Here is a 22,369-nt window from a genome sequence, read left to right as displayed (position 1 = left end):
ACTGCGGTGACCTATAACGCCCCACTGAAGGACATGCTGTTCGTCGTGAACGAACTGGCCAACCTGTCCGAGATCAATCAACTGCCCGGCTGCGAAGACGCAACGCCCGACACCGTCGAAGCCGTGCTGGAAGAGAACGCGAAGTTCTGCGGCGAAGTCGTCGCTCCCCTGAATCACCCGGGCGACAAGGAGCCGAGCTACTGGCACGACGGCCAGGTCACGACGTCGAAAGGCTTCAAGGAAGCGTTCCGCGGTTTCGCGGATGCCGGCTGGCAGGGCGTCCAGCACCCGGCCGAATTCGGCGGCCAGGGCCTGCCCAAGCTCGTCGCGACGCCGTGCATCGAGATGCTCAACAGCGCGAACATCGCGTTCGCCCTCGTCGGCCTGCTGACGGACGGGGCCATCGAAGCGCTGCTGACCGCCGGCACCGCCGAGCAGAAGACGCGTTTCATCGAACCGCTCATCAGCGGCAAGTGGACCGGCACGATGAACCTGACGGAGCCGCAGGCCGGTTCCGACCTCGCCGCCGTGCGCACGCGCGCCGTGCCGCAGGGCGATGGCACTTATAAAATTTTCGGCACCAAGATCTTCATCACCTACGGTGAGCACGACATGGCCGAGAACATCATCCACCTCGTGCTGGCGCGCACGCCGGACGCGCCCCCGGGCGTGAAGGGCATCTCCCTGTTCATCGTGCCGAAGTTCATGGTCAATGACGACGGTTCGCTGGGCGAGCGTAACGACGTGCACTGCGTGTCGATCGAGCACAAGCTGGGCATCAAGGCGAGCCCTACCGCGGTGCTGCAGTTCGGCGACCATGGCGGCGCGATCGGCACGCTCGTGGGCGAAGAGAACCGCGGCCTCGAATACATGTTCATCATGATGAACGCGGCCCGTTTCGGCGTCGGCCTGCAGGGCATCGGCCTCGCCGAGCGCGCGTACCAGCAGGCCGTCGCGTTCGCGAAGGAGCGCGTGCAGTCGCGCGCCGTCGAAGGTTCCGCAGGTCCGGTCGCCGTCATCCACCATCCGGACGTGCGCCGCATGCTGATGTCGATGCGCGCACAGACGGAAGCGGCGCGCGCGCTGGCGTACGTCGGTGCCGGCCTGTCCGACCTGGCGCACAGCCATCCGGATGAAGCGACGCGCAAGGCCAACCTGGCCGTGTACGAATACCTCGTCCCGGTCATCAAGGGCTGGTCGACGGAGATGAGCGAGAACGTCGCCCGCGACGGCGTGCAGGTGCATGGCGGCATGGGCTTCATCGAGGAGACGGGCGCGGCGCAGCACTACCGCGACGCCAAGATCCTGACGATCTACGAAGGCACGACGGCGATCCAGGCCAATGACCTCGTGGGCCGCAAGACGGTGCGCGACGGCGGCGCGGTGGCGAAATCCATCCTGGCGCAGGTACGTGCGACCGAGGCGCAACTGGCCGACGTGCAGGATGCGGACTTTACCGCCATCCGCGCGCAGCTGGTGGCCGGCAGCGCCGCACTGGAAGCGGTCGTCGACTACGTCGTGGCGAACACGAAAGGCGACCCGCGCGCCGTGTTCGCGGGCAGCGTCCTGTACCTGAAGCTGGCCGGCGTCGTGCTGGGCGGCTGGCAGATGGCGCGTGCGGCCCTCGTCGCCCGCCAGAAGCTGGATGCCGGCGACGGCGACGCGGCGTTCTGCCGCGCCAAGATCGCCACCGCGCGCTTCTTCGCCGACCACGTGCTGTCGCAGGCGGATGGCCTGCGCCAGGCGATCGTGGCGGGCAGTGCCGGCGTGCTGGCGCTGGACGTCGAGCAGTTCTGACGACGGGGATGTGCTTCTGAAGCGGCCTGCGGGCCGCTTTTTTCATGGGCCGCAGCAGGCGATTTGTTGTGTGCTGCCGACCGGTGCCCTGCGTTTGACGCCCGTCATGCATGTTGGGTAAGTCGCGCTCCTAGAATCGATTCGTCGCATCCCAATCGAAGGAGCGCCCCATGATTCCCCTGAAGCCTGGCAAGGTGTTACCGATCGTCGTCGCCTGTGCCGCATTGTCCGCGCTGGTGGCCTGCGGCGGCGGCAGCGGCTCCACCCCTACGACGGCCGCGAACGATCCGCCGGCGGCGCCGAATCCCACGCCTGCGCCTTCACCTGCGCCGACGCCCGCGCCGACGCCGCCCAGCGATCCCGCGCCGCCGACGGACATCGTGCTGGAGCCGGGCTACAGCAAGCTCTATACGACCCTGAACAGCACGCCGCACTGGCCGGCCTGGAGCCATACGGGCACGGCGGTCGTCGATGGCGTGGGGTGTGCGAAGAACGAGGATTACCACATCCACGCGCTCCTTTCGATCTACCAGGACGGCATACGGCTCGGCTTGCCGGAATCGATCGGGCGCGGCAGCGGGTGTGCGTACGAAATGCACACGCACGACATCACCGGCATCCTGCACATCGAGACCGACATGCCCAAGGTGTTCACATTGGGGCAGTTCTTTGCGTTGTGGGGGCAGCCGCTGACCACCGCGGCGGTGGCCGGGTTGCCCGGCAAGCCGACCTTTTACCTGATCGACAAGGAAAAAGTGGTGCGCTTCACGGGCGATCCGGCCACGATCGCGCTGAACGCGCACCGCGAGATCGTGATCGTGACGGGCACGCCGCCCGTGCAGGTGCCGCGGTACGACTGGGGCGCGACCGGGCTATGAGACGCGCTTGTGATGCGCGACAGTGAGGCTGGTCAGCCGTACGCGCCGCCCGTGTAGAGCAGGTCGAACAGCCGCGAGATGGTGGCGATGAGTGCCGTCGTGCCCACCAGCATCGTGACCACGACGAGCAGGATCACGAACCAGTGCGACGCGGAGCGGCGGCCGGAATTCCGGTTGTAGCGGGCATCCCATTTCTCGTCCGGCGTGAGGCCGAGGATCAGGGCTTCGCCGAAGCCGACGAGCCAGGACAGGATGAGCGGAAGCAGGACCCAGAAGGGATTCGGTGCATGGCCGAGGCCGTACACGAGGCCGGTCGCCGGGAGGCTGCAGATGTGGAGCAGACCAAGACGGTCGACGCTGCCCTTGAGATAGAAACGGTGCGCGCCGAGTCCGCCGAGCAGGAAGGCGAGGGCGGTGGCAAAGGTCTTGTTCTTATGTTGCGACATCGAGTGTTTGTTGAAAAGAAAGCCATCAGTATCGTCCAAAAGCAGCCTCCATAGTGGCGGAGTGTCGCGAAATCGGCGATAATCTTGGATTCGGCCGGGACTGCGCGCCAGCGTTCTTGGTTTTTATGTAAATGCTTGCTGATGCAGGATAGAGCGCGCTATAATCGTCGGCTTTCTCCGTCCAGCTTACTTTTGGAAATATTATGGTCGTTATTCGTTTAGCTCGTGGTGGTGCCAAGAAGCGCCCGTTCTACAACATCGTTGCAACCGACTCGCGCAATCGCCGCGATGGCCGTTTCATCGAGCGCATCGGTTACTACAACCCGATGGCTTCGGGCCAGGAAGTCGCCCTGAACGTCACCGCTGACCGCCTGTCGTACTGGCAAGGCGTGGGCGCACAGCTGTCGCCGGCTGTCGCTCGCCTGGTGGCCACGCAAAAGGCTGCTGCTTAATACAGCGAAGGTTTTACGGTTTGACAGATTCTGCAGCACATTCGGCATCGGCTCCGGCGCAAGCCGCGCCTGACGACCTGATCCAGGTCGGCCACATCACCGGCGCCTACGGGCTCCGGGGCGGCGTCCGCGTGACGCCCTATTCGATGGATGCGGATGCGCTGCTGAGCGTCAAAACCTGGTGGATCGACAAGCCGTCGCTGCGTACCGTGCAAGTGCGGAACGCGAAGTACCACAGCGGCGACGTGACGGCCACGCTGGTCGAAGTGACCGACCGCGAAGCGGCCGAGGCGCTCAAGGGTGCCACGGTGCAGGTCTCGCGATCGGACTTTCCGGAACTCCCGGAAGACGAGTATTACTGGACCGACCTGATCGGCTTGGATACGGTCAACCTGCAGGGCGAAGCGCTCGGCAAGGTCTCCGACATGATGCACAACGGCGCGCAGTCCATCCTGCGGATCACGCCCGTGCCCGATCCGAACGCCGCTCCCGATGCGAAAGCGCCGGAGCGGCTGGTGCCATTCGTGGACCAGTACGTCAAAACGGTCGACCTGCAAGCCCGACTGATTACCCTGGACTGGGGCCTGGATTATTGATCCCGTCCACCTGAAGCGAGGTCCCGATGCAGTTTGACGTCGTGAGCTTGTTTCCCGAAATGTTTGCCGCATTGACGCAGTCGGGCGTGACCCGGCGCGCGCACGAGCAGGGCTTGTGGAACCTGTCGATCTGGAATCCGCGCGATTTCACGACGGACCGCCACCGCACCGTGGACGATCGCCCGTATGGCGGCGGTCCCGGCATGGTGATGCTGGCCAGGCCGCTCGAAGCGACGATCAACGCGGCGAAGCAGCGCCAGATCGACATGGGCTTGCCCGCACCGCGAGTCGTGTTCATGTCGCCGCAAGGCAAACCGTTGACGCACGAACGCGTGATGGGCTTGAAGAACGAGCCTGGCCTCGTCGTGCTGTGCGGACGCTACGAAGCGGTCGACCAGCGTTTGCTGGACCGTGTCGTCGACGAGGAAATTTCCCTCGGCGATTTCGTGCTGTCCGGCGGAGAGCTTCCCGCGATGGCGCTGATGGATGCCGTGGTGCGGCTGTTGCCCGGTGTGCTGGGCGACGAGGCGTCGGCGGTCGAAGACAGTTTTGTCAACGGCCTGCTGGATTCGCCGCATTACACGCGTCCCGAAGTCTATGAAGGCGTGGCCGTGCCGCCGGTACTGATGGGTGGCAACCACGCCGAGATCATGAAGTGGCGCCGCCAGCGTATGCTGGAGGCGACCGCGAAGAAACGGCCGGATCTGCTGGACAAGGCGCGTGGCGCCGGTCTGCTGACGAAGGCCGACGAGCAGTTTCTCGCAACCTTGCAAAAGGTCGCGGAATAAAGGCGGGTGACCATAAGGGCACTCGTGTTCAACCCCATCCTCTACCGGGCATCGAACGCGCCGGCAAGATGGTCATAGGAGTCATAAAAATGGATCTGATCCAGCAACTCGAGCAAGAAGAGATTGCGCGCCTCGGCCGCAACATCCCTGATTTCGCACCGGGCGACACCGTTGTCGTCAGCGTCAACGTCGTCGAAGGCAACCGCAAGCGCGCCCAGGCATACGAAGGCGTCGTCATCTCGCGTCGTAACCGCGGCCTGAACTCGAACTTCATCGTTCGCAAGATCTCGTCGGGCGAAGGCGTCGAGCGTACGTTCCAGCTGTACTCGCCGCTGATCGCTTCGATCGAAGTGAAGCGTCGTGGTGACGTGCGTCGTGCGAAGCTGTACTACCTGCGCGAGCGTTCGGGCAAATCGGCACGTATCAAAGAGAAACTGCCGACTCGCAAAGCCGCTACGACCGCTGCTGCGGAGTAATAGCGTCTGTGCTAGGGAAAAGGCATCCGGTTGGATGCCTTTTTCTTTTGGAGAAAGCCCTTGGCAAAACTGCACATCGATCCCAAGCGCCTGCCCGTCGACGCCATCGCCGGCGAGCCCGCCTTGCCGGCCGAGCGCCTGGAGGTCGCCTGGCTGCGCGAGCGCCTCGCCCATCCGCCGTCGTGGGTGCCGGAATTGCCCGACGACATGCGCCAGCGCTTCCCCACGCTGCGCCGCGCGGCCGTCCTCGTGCCCCTCGTGCGCCGGCCGGAGGGTCTCACGGTATTGCTGACGCAGCGCACCGAACACCTGAGCAACCACGCGGGCCAGGTCAGCTTTCCCGGCGGCCGGGCGGAAGAGGACGACTCGTCGCCCATCGAGACCGCACTGCGCGAGACGGAGGAGGAGATCGGCCTCACGCGCCGCCACGTCGAGATCATCGGTGTGCTGCCCGACCACGTCACCGCGTCCGCCTACATCGTCACGCCCGTCGTGGGCCTCGTCACGCCGCCGTTCGACCTCGTGGCCGAATCGAATGAAGTGGCGGACATCTTCGAAGTGCCCTTGCGGTTCCTGATGGATGGCATGAACCACCAGATCATGTCGTTCGACCTGCCGGAGGGCGCCGGCCGCCGCAGTTTTTATGCGATGCCGTACGAACGCTTCTTCATCTGGGGCGCGACAGCGGGTATGCTGCGCAACTTGTTTCATTTGTTACGCGCTTAATGGGGAATAGACTCGCGCTGGTCTCTGCGCTACCCTAGCGGGCAATGAAGTAAGGCAACAACGTACAAAGGACCGTGCATGACTTTTTTCTCCATTCTGTGCGCGCTGCTCATCGAACAGCTGAAGCCGCTGCGCGCGGATAACCAGATCTACGCCGAGATCAAGCGCTTTGCCATGAAGATCGAGAGCTGGTTCAATGCCGGCCAGGTCAGTCATGGCCGGCTGGGCTGGTTCCTGATGATGGCCGTGCTGATGGTGCCGACGGCCGTCATCTACGGTGTCCTCGTGTACTACCGCTTCGTGTTCGCCGCGTTCGCCTGGAACGTGCTGATCGTCTACCTGACGCTCGGTTTCCGCCACTACAGCCATTACTTTACGTCGATCCAGTTCGCCCTCAACGCGGGCGACGAGGCGACGGCGCGGACACTCCTGGCCGAATGGGCCAGGATCGACACGGTCGGCATGGACACCACCGAGATCGCCCGCATCGCCGTGGAAAAATCCCTGATCACGACGCACCGCAACGTGTTCGGCGTGTTCTTCTGGTTCCTGATGCCGCTGGGCCCGGCCTGCGCCGTCATGTACCGCGTGTCCGAATACCTCGCGCGCGCGTGGAACGAACCGGACCACATGCGCAATGAAGCCTTTGGCCAGTTCGCGGCCCGCGCGTTCTACTGGATCGACTGGATTCCCGTGCGCCTGACGGCGATCGCGTTCGCCGTGGTCGGTAATTTCGAGGATGCGATCTATGCGTGGCGCAATTTCGCCAATCGTTGGACCGACGAATCGAAAGGCATCATCCTGGCCGCGGGCGGCGGCGCGATGGGCGTGCGCCTCGGCTCCCCGGCCGAGAACGCGCCGCACGTCCTGCCGGCCGACGCGGCGACGGTCGACAGCTCCGCCAGCGAGGACGACATGCTGCCCGGCGACGAGCCGAGCGTGCGCGCACTGCAAAGCACGGTCGGCCTGGTCTGGCGCGCGCTGTTATTATGGATGCTGCTCCTGCTGCTGCTGTCGGGCGCGGTCCTGCTCGGCTGATATTTATCGTGCCGGTCCGACGAGGGCCGGCACATGGGGCTCGTCCGCAGGTCTTCTATAAGATATAATAGTCGGGTTGTTCTCATCCACGCCTTTGTTTCAGAAGCCGCACTATGGCCGACTCACCGCAAACCGGGAAAGGCGCCGACGAATTCTTCATTCTCGGCGTGACAAGTAAGGGCAGGCAATTCCGCCCGAGTGACTGGGCCGAGCGTCTATGCGGCGTCATGTCGTGTTTCCGGCCGGCCGGCAGCGGTGGCCCGAACGCCCACCTGAAGTTCTCGCCCTACGTGCACCCGACCGTCGTGAACGGTGTCAAGGCGGTTGTCGTGAACAACGCCCTCAAAAGCATCGAACCGCTGGCCTACCACTTCGTGTGCAATTTCGCCAAAGACAACGACCTGCAAGTCGTCGAGGCGTGTTTCGTTCCCCCTGCGGACGAAAAGAAGAAGTCCTGATCTACCTCAAACCCTGATCGATGCACCATGGGTAGCTTTAGCGCTTGACGTTGGAGCTCGCCATGGAAGTCGGAAAACTCTGCACGGTCGACACCGTTTGCTGCGCGCGCGATGAAAGCGTGCAGGGTGCGGCCTTACTCATGCGCAAACATCACGTGGGCGACATCGTCGTCGTCGACGATGTGGACGGCGAACGCACGCCGGCCGGCATCGTCACGGACCGCGACATCGTCGTCTCCGTCGTCGCCCTCGGCCTCGATCCGGCCGGCCTGCAGGTCGGCGACATCATGACGGACGACCTGCTCACGGCCGACGAGCACGACGACGTCTCGGTCACCATCGAACGCATGCGCCTGCGCGGCATCCGGCGCGTGCCCGTGGTGGGCGAGGGCGGGCGCCTCGCGGGCATCGTCAGCGCGGACGACCTGCTCGGCTTCCTGGCCGAGGAAATGGAAGACCTCGCCCGCATCAGTCCCTACCAGCAACAGCACGAACGCCGCGTGCGGCAATGACGGTAAGCCTGTCCTAAGTACCCGTCTGTTACCATGTCCCGAGGACAAAAGTAACTGACGGAGTGACATGAGCTTGACGTTCTTTCAGCGCGGCCTCGCCGCTTATACGGTCGCGGGCGGCCTCACCTTCATCGCGGCCGGCAACGCCTGGGCCTTCGACCTGCCCAAGGGCGTCGTGCAAGGCCCGTCGGTCGAGGGCATCACGGAATACCGCCTGCCGAACGGCCTGAAGGTCTTGCTGTTCCCCGACTCGTCGCGGCCCACCGTCACCGTCAACGTCACGTACCTCGTCGGCTCGCGCCACGAGAATTACGGCGAGACGGGCATGGCCCACCTGCTGGAACACCTGATGTTCAAGGGGAGCCCGAAGCATCCCGACATCACCCGCCAGTTCCAGGACCGCGGCATGCAGTTCAACGGCACGACGTCGCTCGACCGCACGAATTACTACGAAGTGTTCCAGGCGTCGGACGATAACCTCAACTGGGCGCTGGGGATGGAAGCGGACCGCATGACGCATTCCAACATCGCCAAAAAGGATCTCGATTCGGAAATGACGGTCGTGCGCAACGAGTACGAAAACGGCGAGAACTCGCCGGGCGCCGTGCTCATGAAGCGCATGCAGAGCGTGGCCTACGACTGGCATTCGTATGGCCGCTCCACGATCGGCAACAAGAGCGACATCGAGAACGTCAGGATTTCCAACCTGCAGAATTTTTATCACACGTATTACCAGCCGGATAATGCCGTACTGCTCGTCGCGGGCAAGTTCGATCCCGCGAAGACCCTCCTGTCGATCAACCGGCTGTTCGGCGCGATCCCGAAGCCCAAGCGCACGCTGCCGGAATTCTGGACCGTCGAGCCCACGCAGGACGGCGACCGTACCTTTACCGTGCGGCGCCAGGGCGACGTGCAGATCGTCGCGCTCGGCTACAAGGTCCCGTCCGGCCTGCACGACGACAGCGACGTGCTGAGCTTCGCGTCGACCATCCTCGGCGATTCGCCGACGGGCCGTCTCCATAAACTCCTGGTCGAGACGGGCAAGGCGAGCCAGGTGTTCGCCTACGGCCAGACGGGCTATGCGCCGGGCCTGCAATACTTCGGCGCCGTCGTCAAAAAGGACGCGCCGCTCGAACCCGTGCGCGCCGCGCTCACGCAGGCCGTGGAAGAGTTCGCGAAGAACCCGCCGACGCCGGAAGAGATGGAGCGCACGAAGCGCGGCTTCCTGAACGAATTCGAGCGCAGCCTGAACGATCCGCAACAGGTCGGCCTCGCGCTGTCGGAAGTGGTCGCGCTGGGCGACTGGCGGCTGTTCTTCGTCGGTCGCGACCGCGTCGGCAAGATCACGTCGGACCAGGTTGCGGCGGCAGCGGGACGCTATTTCAGGCGCGATAACCGCGTCACGGGAGAATTCATCCCGGACGACAATCCGCAGCGCGCCGTCATCCCGCCCGCGCCCAGCGTGCAGAGCCTGCTGAAGGATTTCAAGCCGCAGGCGTCCACCCTGAGCGCCGAGGATTTCGATCCGAACCAGGCCAACATCATGAAGCGCACGACGCTGACGACGGCGGGCGGCGTGAAACTGGCATTGCTGCCGAAGAAGAACCGCGGCCAGACCGTCACCGTCGACCTGCGCCAGCACATCGGCGACGAGCAGAACCTGTTCGGCAAGGCGGCGCTGCCCGGGCTGACGAATGCAATGCTGATGCGCGGCACGACGAAGTACGACCGCGTGCAACTGGCCGACGCCTTCGACAAGCTCAAGATTTCCGGCAGCCTCACGCATTTCCAGACGACGCGCGAGAACCTGCCCGAGGCCCTGAAACTCGTCGCCCACGTGCTGCGCGAACCGGCCTTCCCGGCCGCCGAGTTCGAGCAATTGCGCCAGCAAACGATCGTCGGCCTGGAGGCGAGCCGCAGCGAGCCGACCAATGTGGCGTCGCGCGCGCTGAACGAGCATTTCGATGTGTACCCGAAGGGCGATATTCGCCACGAAACGACGCTCGAGGAAGATCTCGCTGACCTCAAGGGCGCGACCCTGGACCAGGTCAAGGCATTCCACCACGATTACTACGGCACCGTGCCGGCCGAGATGGCCATCGTAGGCGATTTCGATGCGCAGGCGATCGCGCCCCTCGTGGATCAATTGTTTGGTCAGTGGAAGGCGACCATGCACGTGGCGCCCGTGCTGCGCAAGAACGGCGACATCGCGCCCATCCATGCGTTCCTGAACACGCCCGACAAGGAAAACGGCTTTTATACGGCGCGGATCAACGTCGACCTGAACGTCGAGGATCCGGACTACCCGGCGCTGATGCTGGCCAATTACATCTTCGGCGGCGGCGGCATGCGCTCGCGCCTGATGGACCGTATCCGCCAGAAAGAGGGTCTGTCGTATGGCGGCGGCTCGAACCTCGTCGCCGGCGACCTCGACCGTGCCGGCATGTTCGCGATCAGCGCCATCGCCGCACCGCAGAACCTGGCCAAGGTCGATGCCGCCGTGCGCGAGGAACTCCTCCGCGTGCTCAAGGATGGCTTCACGACGGCGGAACTCGCTGGCGCCAAGTCGGGTCTGATGCAGCAGAGGATCCAGAACCGTGCCGACGACGGTGCACTGGCCGCAGGCTGGACGTCGTACATGTACCGCGGCCGTACATTCGAATGGTCGGCCGAGTTCGAACAGCGTTTGATGGCCGTCACCTTGCCCCAGTTGAACGCAACATTCCGCAAGGCGATCGACCCGGCGAAGATGTCCGTCGTCATGGCTGGGGACAAGGCAAAAGTGAAACCTGCACCCTGAATGCAACACTCGGCCGTTCATTATCTTGCAGATTGACTGAGAAACTTGGTCAATGTCCGGCACCAGCGCTATCATGTTGCCTGAACGCAGTATTGCTTGTAGGAAGCAAAGCTTGCGTCAAGATATTGAAAAGGAAGCATGATGAAGGGCATGACCAAGCCAACTCCGAGTGGCATTTCGTATGCGGGCAAGGTAGTGCTGGTAACCGGCGGCGCCAGCGGCATCGGCCGCGCGACGGCGCTGGCATTCGGGCGCGCGGGCGCCTGTGTCGTCATCGCCGACACGTCGGTCGACGGCGGCCACATGACTGCGGCCCTGATCGTCGAAGCGGGCGGCAAGGCGCTGTTTGTTAAAGCCAATGTCACGGTCGCGGCGGATGTCGAAGCCTTGATGGACAAGGCGGTCGGCCATTACGGCCGCATCGACTGCGCCGTCAACGGCGCCGCCGTCGAGGAAGAGTTCCTGCCGCTGGCCGAAGGCGAAGACGACCAGTTCGACCGCATCATGGGCGTCAACGTCAAGGGTGTGTGGCTGTGCATGAAGAGCCAGCTGCGCCAGATGCTCAAGCAGGAAGGCGGCGGCGTGATCGTCAACATCGCGGACGCCGGCGGCCTCGTGGCGGCACCGCACCGCGCCATCTATTCGGCGTCCAAGCATGCCGTCGTCGGCCTCACGAAGAGCGCGGCCGTGGAATATGCGAAGGACGGCATCCGCGTCAACAGCGTGTGCCCGGGCGCCGTCAAGACGCCGATGCTGGCGCGCATGCTCGAGCGCGAGCCGGGACGCGACAAGAAACTCAAGGCGGCCCATCCGATGGGACGCATCGCCGACCCGTCCGAGATCGCCAACGCGGCGCTGTGGCTGTGCTCGGAGCAGGCGTCGTTCGTCACCGGTCACCAGCTGGCCATCGATGGCGGCCTGACGGCGATCTGATCGCGCCGGCGCTTACTTGCGGCCGCTTCCGGGAGGCGTTTTCTTGCGTGCGGCCCGCTGCTGCTTTGCCTGGGTATCGACGCGCGCCTGACGCGCCTTGTACAGCGTGACGGCATCCTCGCGCGCACGCGTCAGCGTCCGCATCTCCGGATGGTCGTCATGCGGCGAAAAATACTCGGCGGCCTGCGCATCGACGACGAGCTTGATGGCGGTGGCGTCGTCGAGGTCGTACAGCTCGGTCAGCAGGGTGGTGACTTCGTCCAGATAGGCTTCGTAGGTCAGGTTGGTCATGGCGTTGTTGTTGTTAAAAGTAAATCAGCCGGCGCTCAGCTCGGCCACGAAGTCGTACATGTCGCCCCGAAAATAGGAGCGGCAGAATTCCACCGCCTGGCCGTCCGGCAGGAAACCCAGCCGTTCCACGCACAGGCCCGCATCGCCTTCCTTCGATTGCAGCAGCTTCGCCTGCTCGGCGTTCAGCAGCAGGGCGGACAGGCGCTGCAGCGCGCGCACGGGGCGCTTGCCGTTCGCTTCCAGCGCTTCGTACATCGACACGTCCACCGCGTCCAGCGAGGGTAGGGCAGATGCCGCGATGGTCGCGTATTCCAGGCACATCGGCATGTCGTCGGCGTAGCGGATGCGGTTGAAGCGGTAGACGCCGGCGCCCGGCGACAGCCCGAGACGCAGCGCTTCTTCCGGCGTTACCAATCCTTCCGACCGCTTGAGCCAGACGCTGCGCGGCGTGCGCCCGCGCGAGCGCATGTCTTCCGAGAACGACGTCAACTTGGCGAAATTCTTTTCGATGCGCGTGTTGATGAAATTGCCGGACCCCGCGCGGCGCACGAGCAGGCCTTCCTCGACGAGGCCGTCGATCGCCTTGCGCACGGTGATGCGCGAAATGTCCAGTTCGGCCGCGAGCTGGCGCTCGGCCGGAAGGGCTTCCGCCGGACCGTAGACGCCGCGGTCGATCGCGTCGCGCAGGGCGCGCTGCAATTGCTGGTAGAGCGGCAGGTTGCTGGTGGCGGAAAGCTGATGCATCAGCTGCGCGAGGTGGGACATGCGGCGGGGGTCATTGGCAAGCGATCCCCGGATGATACCAAAAAAAGACCGCCTGTCACTTCGGCCGGGGATTGGCCAGCTTCCGGTCCGGCTGCAGCAGCTTGCCCGAGCGCACCGCCGCGACGGCCGCGGACACGGAGCGCGCCACGTTGCGCACTTCTTCCTGGAATGCCGTGTCCTTGTCCAGCGTGTCGTGGCTCCCGGCATACGATTCGTAATAGCCGACGTAGCGGTCGAGCAGGGCGGTCGGGCCCGCGTCGATGAGGCCCATCCAGTCGAGCCAGTCGGACAGCGAGCGCCGCGTCGATTCGATGCCGGCCACGTCGCCATGCACGACGAGCCCGTAGACGCGGCCCGCGAGATGCTTCGGATAGTCCCAGTCCTTCTCCAGCGCCTTCGCTTTTTCCGCGTCCTTGCCGTGCGTGGCGCTGGGATCGGGATTGCCGCCGTCGGCGCACACGAGCCGGTCGATCATCAGCTTCAGCACGGAGGGCGACTGGTACCAGTACGTCGGCGTGAGGATGATGACTCCGTGCGCGGCCACCCAGCGCTCGTAGATCTCGTTCATCCAGTCGTTTTCCTGGTTCAGCGAGTGGTTCGGGTAGCAGCTGCATGGCCAGTGGCACATCGGCATCGCCGTCGACACGCAGGCTTTACAAGGGTGGATGTGGCGGTCGTAGTCGGAAATGATGCGCGACAGGTCGAGCAGATCCGTCTCCACGCCCTCGGCCGCGATGGTCGCTTCGCACAGCTTCGCGAGGCGCCACGTCTTCGAGATTTCGCTCGGACAGCTGCCGTCGTTGCGCGCCGCGCCATTGATCAGGAGGACGCGGCTCGGCGTCGCCGGATCTTTCTGGCGGGCTTCGGCGGCCAGCAGGCGGTCGTGCGCCTCCTTCCATTCGACGGATAAATCGTAGTCCGGATCGGCGAAGCCGGGCCCGGCCTTCACCGTGATCGGGGCCTTGTGCGAATCGACGTAGGCCTTCCACGCGACCTCTTCGACGGCCGCCAGTTCCTTTGCGACGGCCTGGTAGGCCGGATCGTAGAAGTCGCGCGAAAAGACGACGTGGAATTCGTCGCGATTCAGCTTCGCGGGCGCCTGGCCCTTGCGTACGGTCGTCATGGCCGGCCTTTCCAGAAGAGGTGGACCGATTATCGGACGCCATGCCGAGCTTGCCCGTACGCTGATTCACACAGACGAAAAAAAAGCGGCGCGAACCGTGGTCCGCGCCGCTTCGTTCGCCGGAGGATCCGGCGGAATTACTTGGCTGCCACCGCACCCGCCGGGTGGTTCAGCAGCAGGATCCAGTACTTGGCCGTGTCGGACAGGCCGCCGCCGGCTTTCACTTCCTGGAAGGTCTGGATGGCTTTGTCCTTCTGGCCGGCTTTGGCGTAGGCCATGCCCAGGCGCAGCTTGGCTTCGTCAGGCGACTTCAGGCCGCCCTTCGCGATACCTTGCTGGATGAAGGGGATGCCCTTGTCGAACTGGTCCATCGTGACGTAGGCCCAGCCCAGGTTGACGAGGCCGGCGCCGGTCTTGGCCTTGCTGGCGCCCGCTTCGCCCGCGGCGATGTTTTTCGCATCGCTTGCAGCTTCCTTGGTGGCGCGGTCGCGCAGCTGGCGGTCCTTGGCGGCGCCGCTGCCCGTGCCCAGCACGCCGGCCGCGAAGCCCGCGTCGACGACTTTCTTCGCTTCGGTCGGGAAGCCGTCCTTCAGGGCCAGCTCGGCCAGTTCCGTGTAGGCGTCCGACGACATCGCCTTGACGGCCGCGAATTCGAGGCGCAGCACGTCCGGGATGTTGGCGTCCTGGAAGCCCGGCTTGCGCACGATGCCGCGGCTGATCAGGTCCATCCAGAAATCGTCGGTCGGGTAGTAGGCGGCCAGTTTTTCCAGGCCGCGCAGGTAGGCGGCGTCATCCTTGACCTTGTTCGCGGCCGACGCGTACAGGCGCAGGTCTTCCTGGGTCGGCGTCTTGCCGGCCTGTTCCGCCGCCTGCAGCACCGGTTCCTGGGCTTTCAGCGCCGACGCGAAGTCGCCGCTCAGGTAGTACGAGCGGATCAGCGCCGAATTGATCTGGTCCGTCGACTTGCCCGATGCCTGGATCTGCTTGTACAGCTCGATCGCCTTCGGATAGTTCTTGGCGTTGTAGTACATCGTGGCCAGCGCCTGCGTGAAGTTCCCCTTGTCCGCGTCCGGCAACTTGCCCGATGCCAGGATCGCTTCCAGGGCGCCGATCGCCATCTGGTCGTCACCCGTCGACGTGCCCAGCGACAACTTCATACGATTCAGCACATAGGTCTCGTACGGCGTCTTGTCCGGGAACGCTTCGGCTTGGGTGATGCGGTTCTTCACCTCGCCATAGTTCTTCGCGTCCATCAGCGGCTTGATCTGGGCCGGGTCGAGCAGCTTGTACAGATCCGGGCGGACCGTATCCGGCTTCGGCGCGGCGGCCTCGGCTTTCTTGTCCTGCGCCGACGCGCTGTGCATCAGGGCCGGCGCGGCGTTCAGGCCAAGGGCGGCCAGCATCATGGCAAGGCGGGCGAAACGGAATTGGGACATTGAAAAATCCTCTCTTAATGACGATAAAGTTGCACCGCTCAGTCGCTGCAAATACATACGCCGACGGTGCCGGAGCCGATCTCGGACAAAGCGTGCATTGTCCCACAAACTGCTGACGGGCGTGGCAATTGTGCCCCAGCCGTGCGACGTCGGTATGCGTCGTTACAATGCGTTACCGCCTGAGGTCAAAAGCCGGGCACCGGGCAGCGTCCTTCCGCGTCGATCCCGCCCGCCAGCCACGCCCGGACCGCGTCCAGCGCGGGCGGTGCGAAGCCATAGGTCATCAGCGCGGGCGCCGCGAAGTCGAGGGCCTGGTACGGGTTCCACAGCGCGAGGTGCAGGTCCGGCGTCCACGTGCCGCGTGCGTGCGGGCCGTAGCGGCGGCGCGAGGTCGACGCGAGGATCGTGAAGCGGCCGTCGTGCGGCAGCGCGGACCAGTCGAACGTCTCGGCATCCGCGAACGTGACGAGGTCGACGTCGAACAGGGATTGCAGCATTGCCGCGATGGCGCTGGCGGGCACGCCCGCTTCCGACACGCCATCGCTGACGACGTCCTGGCGCGCGACGAGGCGCAGCTTGCTGCCAGGCGCAGGCCGCTGCGGATTGCCGCGTGCCGTGAGCGCCCGGCGCCACGCGTCCGCCATCAGCGCCCGGTCCGCGTCTTCCGTCGCATACGGCGTGGCGCCGGCCGGATGTGCACGCGCGAGGCGGTCCAGGCGTTCCAGGCGCGCCTGCACCTCGGCCAGCGGCAGGCGGCCGTCGTCGATGGCGGAGGCGATCGCGGCAATGGTGCGTTCCTGTGTGTCGCGGCTGCCGATCGCCATCACCATGTCCGCGCCGGCCATCAGCGCGTTCACGGCGGCGTCGCCGGCGTCGTACCGGTGCGCGATCGCGTGCATGTCCATGCCGTCCGTGATGATCACGCCGTCGTAGCCCCATTGCCTGCGCAGCAGATCGTGCAGGATCGCGCGCGACATCGTGGCCGGATTGTCGGCGTCCAGGGCAGGGTAGACGATGTGCGCCGTCATCACGGCCGGCGCGTGCGGCGCGGCCGTGCGGAATGGCGCGAATTCGAAGCGCTCCAGTTCCGGCAAGGGTTTGTCGACCGTGGGCAGGTCGCGGTGCGAATCGACGTGCGTGTCGCCGTGGCCGGGGAAGTGCTTGACGCAGCACGCCACGCCTTCGCTGTCGCTCCCGGCCATCCACGCGAGCGCCAGCCGCGTCGCCGTGTCCGGATCGGCGCCGAACGAGCGCTCGGCGATGACGGGATTGCGCGGGTTGTTGTTCAGGTCGAGCACGGGCGCGAAGTTCCAGTTGAAGCCCATGGCGAGGATCGCACGCGCGACGGCCGCGCCCACGTTGCGGGCCAGCGTCTCGTCGCCCGCCGCGCCGAGCGCCATCGCGGACGGCGGCGGCGGCACCCACAGCGCGCGCACGACGGCGCCGCCTTCCTGGTCGAGCGCGATCAGGGAGTCTCCGCCCATCGCATCCTTCAAATCGCCCGTGAAGCGCGTCAGCTGCGCGGCATCGAGCATGTTCTGGCGGAACAGGCACGCGCCGCGGATGCGGTTGGCGCGGATGAAGTCGGCCGTGTCGGCGTCGAGTTCCGTGCCGAACAGCCGGATCATGATCAGGCGGCCGGCCAGTTGGAGAAGGTCGTTCGTGTGCATCAATGAGTCTTCGTGACTTTGTTCAGGTGGCGCGGCTTGTCGGGATCGAGCCCGCGCGCTTTCGACAGGTGCGCCGCCATCACGTAGAACGCGTTGATCGCGACGATCGGGTCCAGGTCAGCGCAGCTCGATACGGGCAGGTCGAGGTCGCGCGAGGCGATGTCCGTCGGCGCCGCGAGCAGCACGCGCGCGCCGCGGCCGCGCATCTCGTCGGCCAGCGCGACGAGGCCCGCCTGCGCAGGGCCGCGCGTGGCGAAGATCAGCAGGGGATAGCCCTCGTCGATCAGCGCCATCGGGCCGTGCTTGATCTCGGCGCCGGAAAACGCCTCGGCCTGCAGCGCCGACGTCTCCTTGAATTTCAGCGCCGCTTCCAGCGCGATGGGGAAGCTGATGCCGCGGCCGACGACCATGATGTTGCGCGCCGGCGCCAGCACGTCCAGCGCGGCCGACCAGTCGGCCTGTGCGGCCCGGCGCAGCGCGTCCGGCAGGGCGGCGAGGCCGTCCTTCAGTTCCGCGTCCTGCTGCCATTCCGCGACGAGGCGGGCGCCGGCCGTCAGGCTCGTAATGAAACTCTTCGTCGCGGCCACGCTCTGTTCCATCCCGGCGCGCAGCGGCAGCGCCCATTCGGCTTCGCGCGCGAGCGGCGAATCGATGTCGTTCACGAGCGCGACGGTGGTCGCGCCGCCCTGGCGGAAGTAGCGGATCGGTTCGACGACGTCCGGACTCTGGCCCGACTGCGAGATCGATACGGCAAGCGTGCCCGCGGCCTGCAGCGGCGCCTTGTACAGCGTGAGGAGCGACATCGGCAGCGACGTCACGAGACGGCCCATGCGCGCCATGATCAGGTAGGCGAGGTAGCTGGATGCGTGGTCCGAACTGCCGCGCGCCACCGTCACCGCGTTGTGGAAGGAGGCGTTGCGCAGGTGGTGGCCCAGCGCGGCGTAGCGGTCGGCGTCGTGCGCCAGCTGCAGGGCGACGCAGTCGGCCGCGGACACGGCTTCTTCAAGCATCAGCGAGGTCACACTGTTCTCCTTCGATATAAACGGTTTTCAGGTTCAGGTCGCGGTCGAGGACGACGAGGTCGGCGAAGCAGCCCGGCGCGATGCGGCCGCGGCGCGTCTCGCCCAGGTAGTCGGCGGCGTTGGTCGATACGCGCCGCGCGGCGTCGGCGAGGTCGAGGCCGATCGAGACGAGGTTGCGCAGCGCCTGGTCCATCGTCAGCGTGCTGCCGGCCAAGGTGCCGTCCGCGAGGCGCACGCCGCCCATGCATTTGTGGACGACCTGGCGGCCCAGCATGTACTGGCCGTCCGGCATGCCGGCGGCGGCCGTGGAATCCGTCACGCAGTACAGGTGCGGGATGCAGCGCAGCGCCGTCTTGATGGCGCCCGGATGCACGTGCAGCAGGTCGGGGATGATCTCCGCGTACTGCGCATGCGCAAGCGCCGCGCCGACCATGCCGGGATCGCGGTGGTGCAGGCCCGGCATCGCGTTGAACAGGTGCGTGAAACCGGCCGCGCCGTGTTCCAGCGCGCGCACGCCGTCGTCGTAATTGCCGTTCGTGTGGCCGATCTGCACGCGGATGCCGGCGTCGGCCAGCTGGCGCACGAGCGCGAGGTGGCCGTCGATCTCGGGCGCGACGGTGATCAGGCGCATCGGTGCCTGCGCGTTGAAACGCTCGACCTCTGTCATCGTCGCCTCGCGCGCGAACGGCGGCTGCGCGCCCAGCTTGCCCGAGTTGATGTACGGGCCTTCCAGGTGCACGCCGAGGATGCGCGCTTCGCCCTTGCCGCGCTCCGCGCACGCGGTGCCGATGGCGGTGAGCGCCCGGTCGATGTCGTCCAGCGGCGCCGTCATCGTCGTGGCCAGCAGGCTCGTCGTGCCGTGCTTCGCATGCAGGCGCGCGATGACGTGCGGCGCGTCGCCGCCTTCCATCATGTCGCGTCCCGCGCCGCCGTGCACGTGCAGGTCGATGAAGCCGGGCAGGATGTAGTCGTCGGCATTGGCGCCCGGATCGGCCGCGTCGCCTTCGATGGCGGCGATGGTCGTGGCGCCGTCTTCGATGACGATGCGCCCGCGGATCCAGCCGTCCGGGGTCAGGATGTTGCCTTGCATGGTAGATCCTTTCATGCCGCGAGGTGCAGCTCGCGCAGGTAAAGCTCAATCAAGCGGAGTGCCCCGCGCGCGGAATCGCCTTCCGGCGCGCGGGCGCGGGCCGCGAGTGCGGGCGGAAGCCAATCGCGCAGGGCGCTGCCCAGGCCGCCGCACAGCGCGAGCGGCAGGCTGCCGTCCGGGTCGAGCGCGCGGGCGATGGCGGCCGCTTCTTCGCCGGCCTTCGTCAGGATGGTGTGCGCGACCGGGTCGTCCGCATGCTGCAGCACGAGGGGTGCGAGCGCGGCGTACGTCGTCTGCGTGGCCTGGCCCAGCCAGACCTGGATCGCGGCGCGGTTGCCGCCGCAGGCATCGATGACGGCATCGGCGAACGCGCTGCCTGGGCGGCGTCCGTCGAGCACCTGTTCGATGTGGTTGATGGCGGCGAGGCCGATCCAGCCGCCGCTCGCTTCGTCGCCGGCCGGGAAGCCCCAGCCGCCCACTTCGCGCCGCGTGCCGTCCGGCAGCAGCACTTCGCCGACGCTGCCGGTGCCGATGGCGACGATGGCGCCGGGGTTGCCGCTGTGCGCACCGAGCAGGGTCGTAAACGCATCCGTTTCGAGGCGCAGCGCGGCGTAGCCGGGATCGGCGTCCACGAACGCCTGCGCCCATTGGCCGTTGTGCACGCCGGCGAGGCCCAGGCCGATGGCGATGCGGTCAAGCGTGGGTTGTTCGATGCCGGCCGTGGCGAAGGCCTGGGCGACGGCATCCTGGACGGCCGCCCAGGCGCGGGCGATGCCGAGCCCCAGGCCGGACGGGCCGCTGCTGCCCTGGGCCAGTTCGACGAAACCTTGGGGAGAAAACCGTGCGAGGCGCACGCGGGTGCCGGTGCCGCCGCCGTCGACGCCGATGAGATAGTCGATCATATGAGTGCTGTGCCGGAAAGGTCAGGGCACTATAGGCAGCACTGATAGGCTTGTCAACAGGTATTTAATTGGTATTGTCGCGCTGCCCGGTAGGTGCAGAATTGGTCTCGTTCGCTCTGCTTGAGCTGTCCGGTTCGAGCGGGGAATTGGTATTAAAAGCGGTATTGTCGCGCAGCCATTCGAACAGAATCGCCATCATGAACGGACCCACGAACAGGCCAATGACGCCCAGGGTCGAGACGCCGCCGAGGAGGCCGAACAGCACGGCGAGGAACGGCAGGTTCACGCGCCGGCCGATCAGCTTCGGGCGGATGAATTTATCGACGAGGAACAGCTCGAACGCGCCCCAGCAGAACAGGCCGAGCGCGGCGCCGGAATGGCCCTGGCCCAGGAGCAGCAGCGAGACGAGCGAGAACGACAGCGGCGCGCCGCCCGGCACGAGCGCGAAATACCCCGTGAGCACGCCCAGCAGCGCCGGCGCCGGCGCGCCCGCGATGGCGTAGGCGGCGCCGAGCACGCAGCCTTCCAGGATGGCGACGGAGACGAGGCCCAGCGCCGTGCCGCGCACGGACAGGGGGAACACGCGGCGCAGCATCGGATACTGGCGCGGCAGCGCACGCATGCCGGCCGTGTCGACGTGGCGGATGGCGGCGGGGCCGTGCAGGTACAGCACGAACAGGGTGAGCAGGGCGAGGAACAGGTACAGCGCGTTCGCGAGGATCGTCGAGCCCCACAGGCGCGCGGCGCCCGTCAGGTGCGGGGCGACGTCGCCGGCCGCGCTGCCGACGAGGCGATTCAGGCCGCCGGGCTGGGCAAGGTGCTCGTTCCACCACTGGACCGCGTGTTCGGCCACCATCGGCAGGTGCGCGATCCAGGCGGGGACGGGGATGCCCGTCTCGTTGGCGCGAGCAAGGAGGCGCTGCACGCCGGCCAGTTCGCCGCCCAGCGTATTCAGCAACAGGATACCCGGACCGACGAAACCGAGGATCAGCAGGCCCACGAGGAAGGCCGCGCTGGCGGAAGGCGGCCAGCCGCGGCGCTGCAGGTGGACGTGCGCGGGCCAGGTGATCACGGCGAGCAGGCCGGCCCAGGCCAGCGCGCCGAGGAAGTGCTGCAGGAGGACGGCCAGCGCCAGCGCGAACAGCGCCGGCACGAGAAGCCTGGACGCGCGCCGGTCCGTCATGCCTGCTGCAAGGCCGCGATGCGGTCCTCGCACGACGGGTGGCTGCTGAACAGGGCCAGCACGCCGCCGCCGGCGATGCCCGATGCGGCCAGGTTCTTCGGCAGGTCGGCGTGATCCAGGCCGCCCAGGCGACGGAGCGCGGCGATCATCGGACGGGGCGTGCCCATGATCTGGGCGGCGCCGCGGTCGGCACGGTATTCGCGCTGGCGCGAGAACCAGGCCACGATGATGCTGGCCACGAGGCCGAACAGCAGGTCGCACACGACCGACGTGATCGTGAACGCGATGCCGGGGCCGCGCTCCTCGCCGTCGCGGCGCAGGAACTGGTCCACAAAGTAGGCGACGACGCGCGCCAGGAAGATCACGAACGTGTTCACCACGCCCTGGATCAAGGTGAGCGTCACCATGTCGCCGTTCGCGACGTGCGCCACTTCGTGCGCCAGCACCGCTTCCACTTCATCGTGCGTCATCGACGTCAGCAGGCCCGTCGACACGGCGACGAGCGACGCGTTCTTCGTCGCGCCGGTGGCGAACGCGTTCGGCGCGCCTTCGTAGATCGCGACTTCCGGCATCGCGATGCCGGCCTTCTGCGCCTGGCGCGCGACGGTGTCGAGCAGCCAGCGCTCGGTGGGGTTCGAGGGTTGCGCGATCACGCGCGCACCCGTGGTCCATTTCGCGATGGGCTTCGACATCCACAGCGAAATGAAGGCACCGCCGAAGCCCATCAGGCCGGCGAAGACGAGCAGGGCGCCGAAGTTCAGGCCCTTCGCCGTCAGGTATTGGTTAACGCCCAGCAGGCTCGCCGTAATGCCAAGCACGAGCATGATGGCGAGGTTAGTGGCAAGGAAAAGCAGGATGCGTTTCATGGTCGTCTCTCATCAATAACAAGAATCGCGGCCGGGACGGCCGTTGTCAAGGCAAGAGAATAGGTCAATGACAGATCTTGAAAAAGCGAAGTAAACAGAAGGATTTCTTCGAAAAAATGGA

The 22,369-nt window shown here is 65.9% G+C and carries 23 protein-coding genes; 12 read left to right on the top strand and 11 right to left on the bottom strand.

Going from position 1 to position 22,369, the window contains the following annotated elements; all coding sequences use genetic code 11:
* Positions 1-6: 6 nt before the first annotated feature.
* The gene (locus P0M04_RS01105) at positions 7-1,797 is read left to right on the top strand and encodes an acyl-CoA dehydrogenase (protein WP_259452332.1); all 1,791 of its coding nucleotides are present in this window, start codon (positions 7-9) and stop codon (positions 1,795-1,797) included.
* A gap of 170 nt (positions 1,798-1,967) precedes the next feature.
* Positions 1,968-2,675 carry a hypothetical protein gene (locus P0M04_RS01100; protein ID WP_259452333.1) on the top strand — a complete coding sequence of 236 codons (708 nt, stop codon included), beginning with the start codon at positions 1,968-1,970 and terminating at the stop codon, positions 2,673-2,675.
* Between the two features lie 32 nt (positions 2,676-2,707).
* Here P0M04_RS01100 and P0M04_RS01095 read toward each other — a convergent pair whose 3' ends face one another.
* The gene (locus P0M04_RS01095; protein ID WP_259452334.1) at positions 2,708-3,121 is read right to left on the bottom strand and encodes an NINE protein; all 414 of its coding nucleotides are present in this window, start codon (positions 3,119-3,121) and stop codon (positions 2,708-2,710) included.
* Between the two features lie 203 nt (positions 3,122-3,324).
* On the opposite strand from P0M04_RS01095, the gene rpsP reads away from it, so the two are divergent.
* The 10 genes from rpsP to P0M04_RS01045 all read left to right on the top strand — a co-directional run bounded on the left by rpsP (position 3,325) and on the right by P0M04_RS01045 (position 11,900).
* A complete protein-coding gene (rpsP, locus tag P0M04_RS01090; protein WP_259452335.1) occupies positions 3,325-3,573 on the top strand; it encodes a 30S ribosomal protein S16 in 249 nt (82 codons plus the stop codon).
* A 20-nt stretch (positions 3,574-3,593) separates the two neighbouring features.
* Positions 3,594-4,169 carry a ribosome maturation factor RimM gene (rimM, locus tag P0M04_RS01085; protein ID WP_259452336.1) on the top strand — a complete coding sequence of 192 codons (576 nt, stop codon included), beginning with the start codon at positions 3,594-3,596 and terminating at the stop codon, positions 4,167-4,169.
* 26 nt (positions 4,170-4,195) lie between these two features.
* Positions 4,196-4,957, top strand: a complete 762-nt coding sequence (gene trmD / locus P0M04_RS01080; RefSeq protein ID WP_259452337.1) for a tRNA (guanosine(37)-N1)-methyltransferase TrmD — start codon at positions 4,196-4,198, stop codon at positions 4,955-4,957.
* Between the two features lie 89 nt (positions 4,958-5,046).
* Positions 5,047-5,433, top strand: a complete 387-nt coding sequence (gene rplS, locus P0M04_RS01075; RefSeq protein ID WP_259452338.1) for a 50S ribosomal protein L19 — start codon at positions 5,047-5,049, stop codon at positions 5,431-5,433.
* A gap of 60 nt (positions 5,434-5,493) precedes the next feature.
* Complete coding sequence (locus tag P0M04_RS01070; protein ID WP_259452339.1) at positions 5,494-6,159, top strand: CoA pyrophosphatase; 666 nt, start codon at positions 5,494-5,496, stop codon at positions 6,157-6,159.
* 78 nt (positions 6,160-6,237) lie between these two features.
* Entirely contained in the window at positions 6,238-7,197 is a 960-nt protein-coding gene (locus P0M04_RS01065; RefSeq protein WP_259452340.1) for a CobD/CbiB family protein, read from the top strand.
* A 113-nt stretch (positions 7,198-7,310) separates the two neighbouring features.
* Positions 7,311-7,655 (top strand): DUF3579 domain-containing protein, encoded by a 345-nt coding sequence (locus tag P0M04_RS01060; protein WP_056129044.1) that lies wholly within the window; start codon positions 7,311-7,313, stop codon positions 7,653-7,655.
* Positions 7,656-7,717: 62 nt separating this feature from the next.
* Positions 7,718-8,167, top strand: a complete 450-nt coding sequence (locus tag P0M04_RS01055) for a CBS domain-containing protein (protein WP_056129047.1) — start codon at positions 7,718-7,720, stop codon at positions 8,165-8,167.
* Positions 8,168-8,234: 67 nt separating this feature from the next.
* Positions 8,235-10,967 carry a M16 family metallopeptidase gene (locus P0M04_RS01050; protein ID WP_259452341.1) on the top strand — a complete coding sequence of 911 codons (2,733 nt, stop codon included), beginning with the start codon at positions 8,235-8,237 and terminating at the stop codon, positions 10,965-10,967.
* 150 nt (positions 10,968-11,117) lie between these two features.
* Positions 11,118-11,900 carry an SDR family oxidoreductase gene (locus P0M04_RS01045; protein WP_259452342.1) on the top strand — a complete coding sequence of 261 codons (783 nt, stop codon included), beginning with the start codon at positions 11,118-11,120 and terminating at the stop codon, positions 11,898-11,900.
* A 12-nt stretch (positions 11,901-11,912) separates the two neighbouring features.
* Here the strand turns inward: P0M04_RS01045 and P0M04_RS01040 are convergent, their stop codons facing one another.
* The 10 genes from P0M04_RS01040 to htpX form a co-directional block, all read right to left on the bottom strand.
* The gene (locus P0M04_RS01040; RefSeq protein WP_307727338.1) at positions 11,913-12,191 is read right to left on the bottom strand and encodes a hypothetical protein; all 279 of its coding nucleotides are present in this window, start codon (positions 12,189-12,191) and stop codon (positions 11,913-11,915) included.
* Positions 12,192-12,215: 24 nt separating this feature from the next.
* Positions 12,216-12,956, bottom strand: coding sequence for a GntR family transcriptional regulator (locus tag P0M04_RS01035; protein ID WP_259452343.1), 741 nt, complete (start codon positions 12,954-12,956; stop codon positions 12,216-12,218).
* Between the two features lie 55 nt (positions 12,957-13,011).
* Positions 13,012-14,079: a flavodoxin family protein gene (locus tag P0M04_RS01030; RefSeq protein ID WP_259452344.1), complete on the bottom strand. Its 1,068-nt coding sequence runs from the start codon at positions 14,077-14,079 to the stop codon at positions 13,012-13,014.
* A gap of 137 nt (positions 14,080-14,216) precedes the next feature.
* Positions 14,217-15,515, bottom strand: coding sequence for a tetratricopeptide repeat protein (locus P0M04_RS01025; RefSeq protein ID WP_259452345.1), 1,299 nt, complete (start codon positions 15,513-15,515; stop codon positions 14,217-14,219).
* A gap of 185 nt (positions 15,516-15,700) precedes the next feature.
* Positions 15,701-17,185, bottom strand: a complete 1,485-nt coding sequence (locus P0M04_RS01020; RefSeq protein WP_259452346.1) for a glycoside hydrolase family 3 protein — start codon at positions 17,183-17,185, stop codon at positions 15,701-15,703.
* Positions 17,185-18,195, bottom strand: coding sequence for an SIS domain-containing protein (locus P0M04_RS01015; protein WP_259452459.1), 1,011 nt, complete (start codon positions 18,193-18,195; stop codon positions 17,185-17,187). Before P0M04_RS01015 ends, P0M04_RS01020 begins: the two co-directional genes overlap by 1 nt.
* The gene (nagA, locus tag P0M04_RS01010; protein ID WP_371877390.1) at positions 18,188-19,297 is read right to left on the bottom strand and encodes an N-acetylglucosamine-6-phosphate deacetylase; all 1,110 of its coding nucleotides are present in this window, start codon (positions 19,295-19,297) and stop codon (positions 18,188-18,190) included. The genes P0M04_RS01015 and nagA overlap by 8 nt, the downstream gene beginning before the upstream one ends.
* Positions 19,298-19,308: 11 nt before the next feature.
* Positions 19,309-20,199, bottom strand: a complete 891-nt coding sequence (locus tag P0M04_RS01005; protein WP_259452348.1) for a glucosamine kinase nucleotide-binding domain-containing protein — start codon at positions 20,197-20,199, stop codon at positions 19,309-19,311.
* Positions 20,200-20,263: 64 nt separating this feature from the next.
* Positions 20,264-21,382 (bottom strand): AI-2E family transporter, encoded by a 1,119-nt coding sequence (locus P0M04_RS01000; protein WP_259452349.1) that lies wholly within the window; start codon positions 21,380-21,382, stop codon positions 20,264-20,266.
* The gene (gene htpX, locus P0M04_RS00995; RefSeq protein ID WP_259452350.1) at positions 21,379-22,248 is read right to left on the bottom strand and encodes a protease HtpX; all 870 of its coding nucleotides are present in this window, start codon (positions 22,246-22,248) and stop codon (positions 21,379-21,381) included. Before htpX ends, P0M04_RS01000 begins: the two co-directional genes overlap by 4 nt.
* Positions 22,249-22,369 lie beyond the last annotated feature (121 nt).

The sequence above is a fragment of the Telluria mixta genome, assembly GCF_029223865.1.
GTDB lineage: Bacteria > Pseudomonadota > Gammaproteobacteria > Burkholderiales > Burkholderiaceae_D > Telluria > Telluria mixta.
This window is presented reverse-complemented; position numbering and strand designations above follow the sequence as displayed.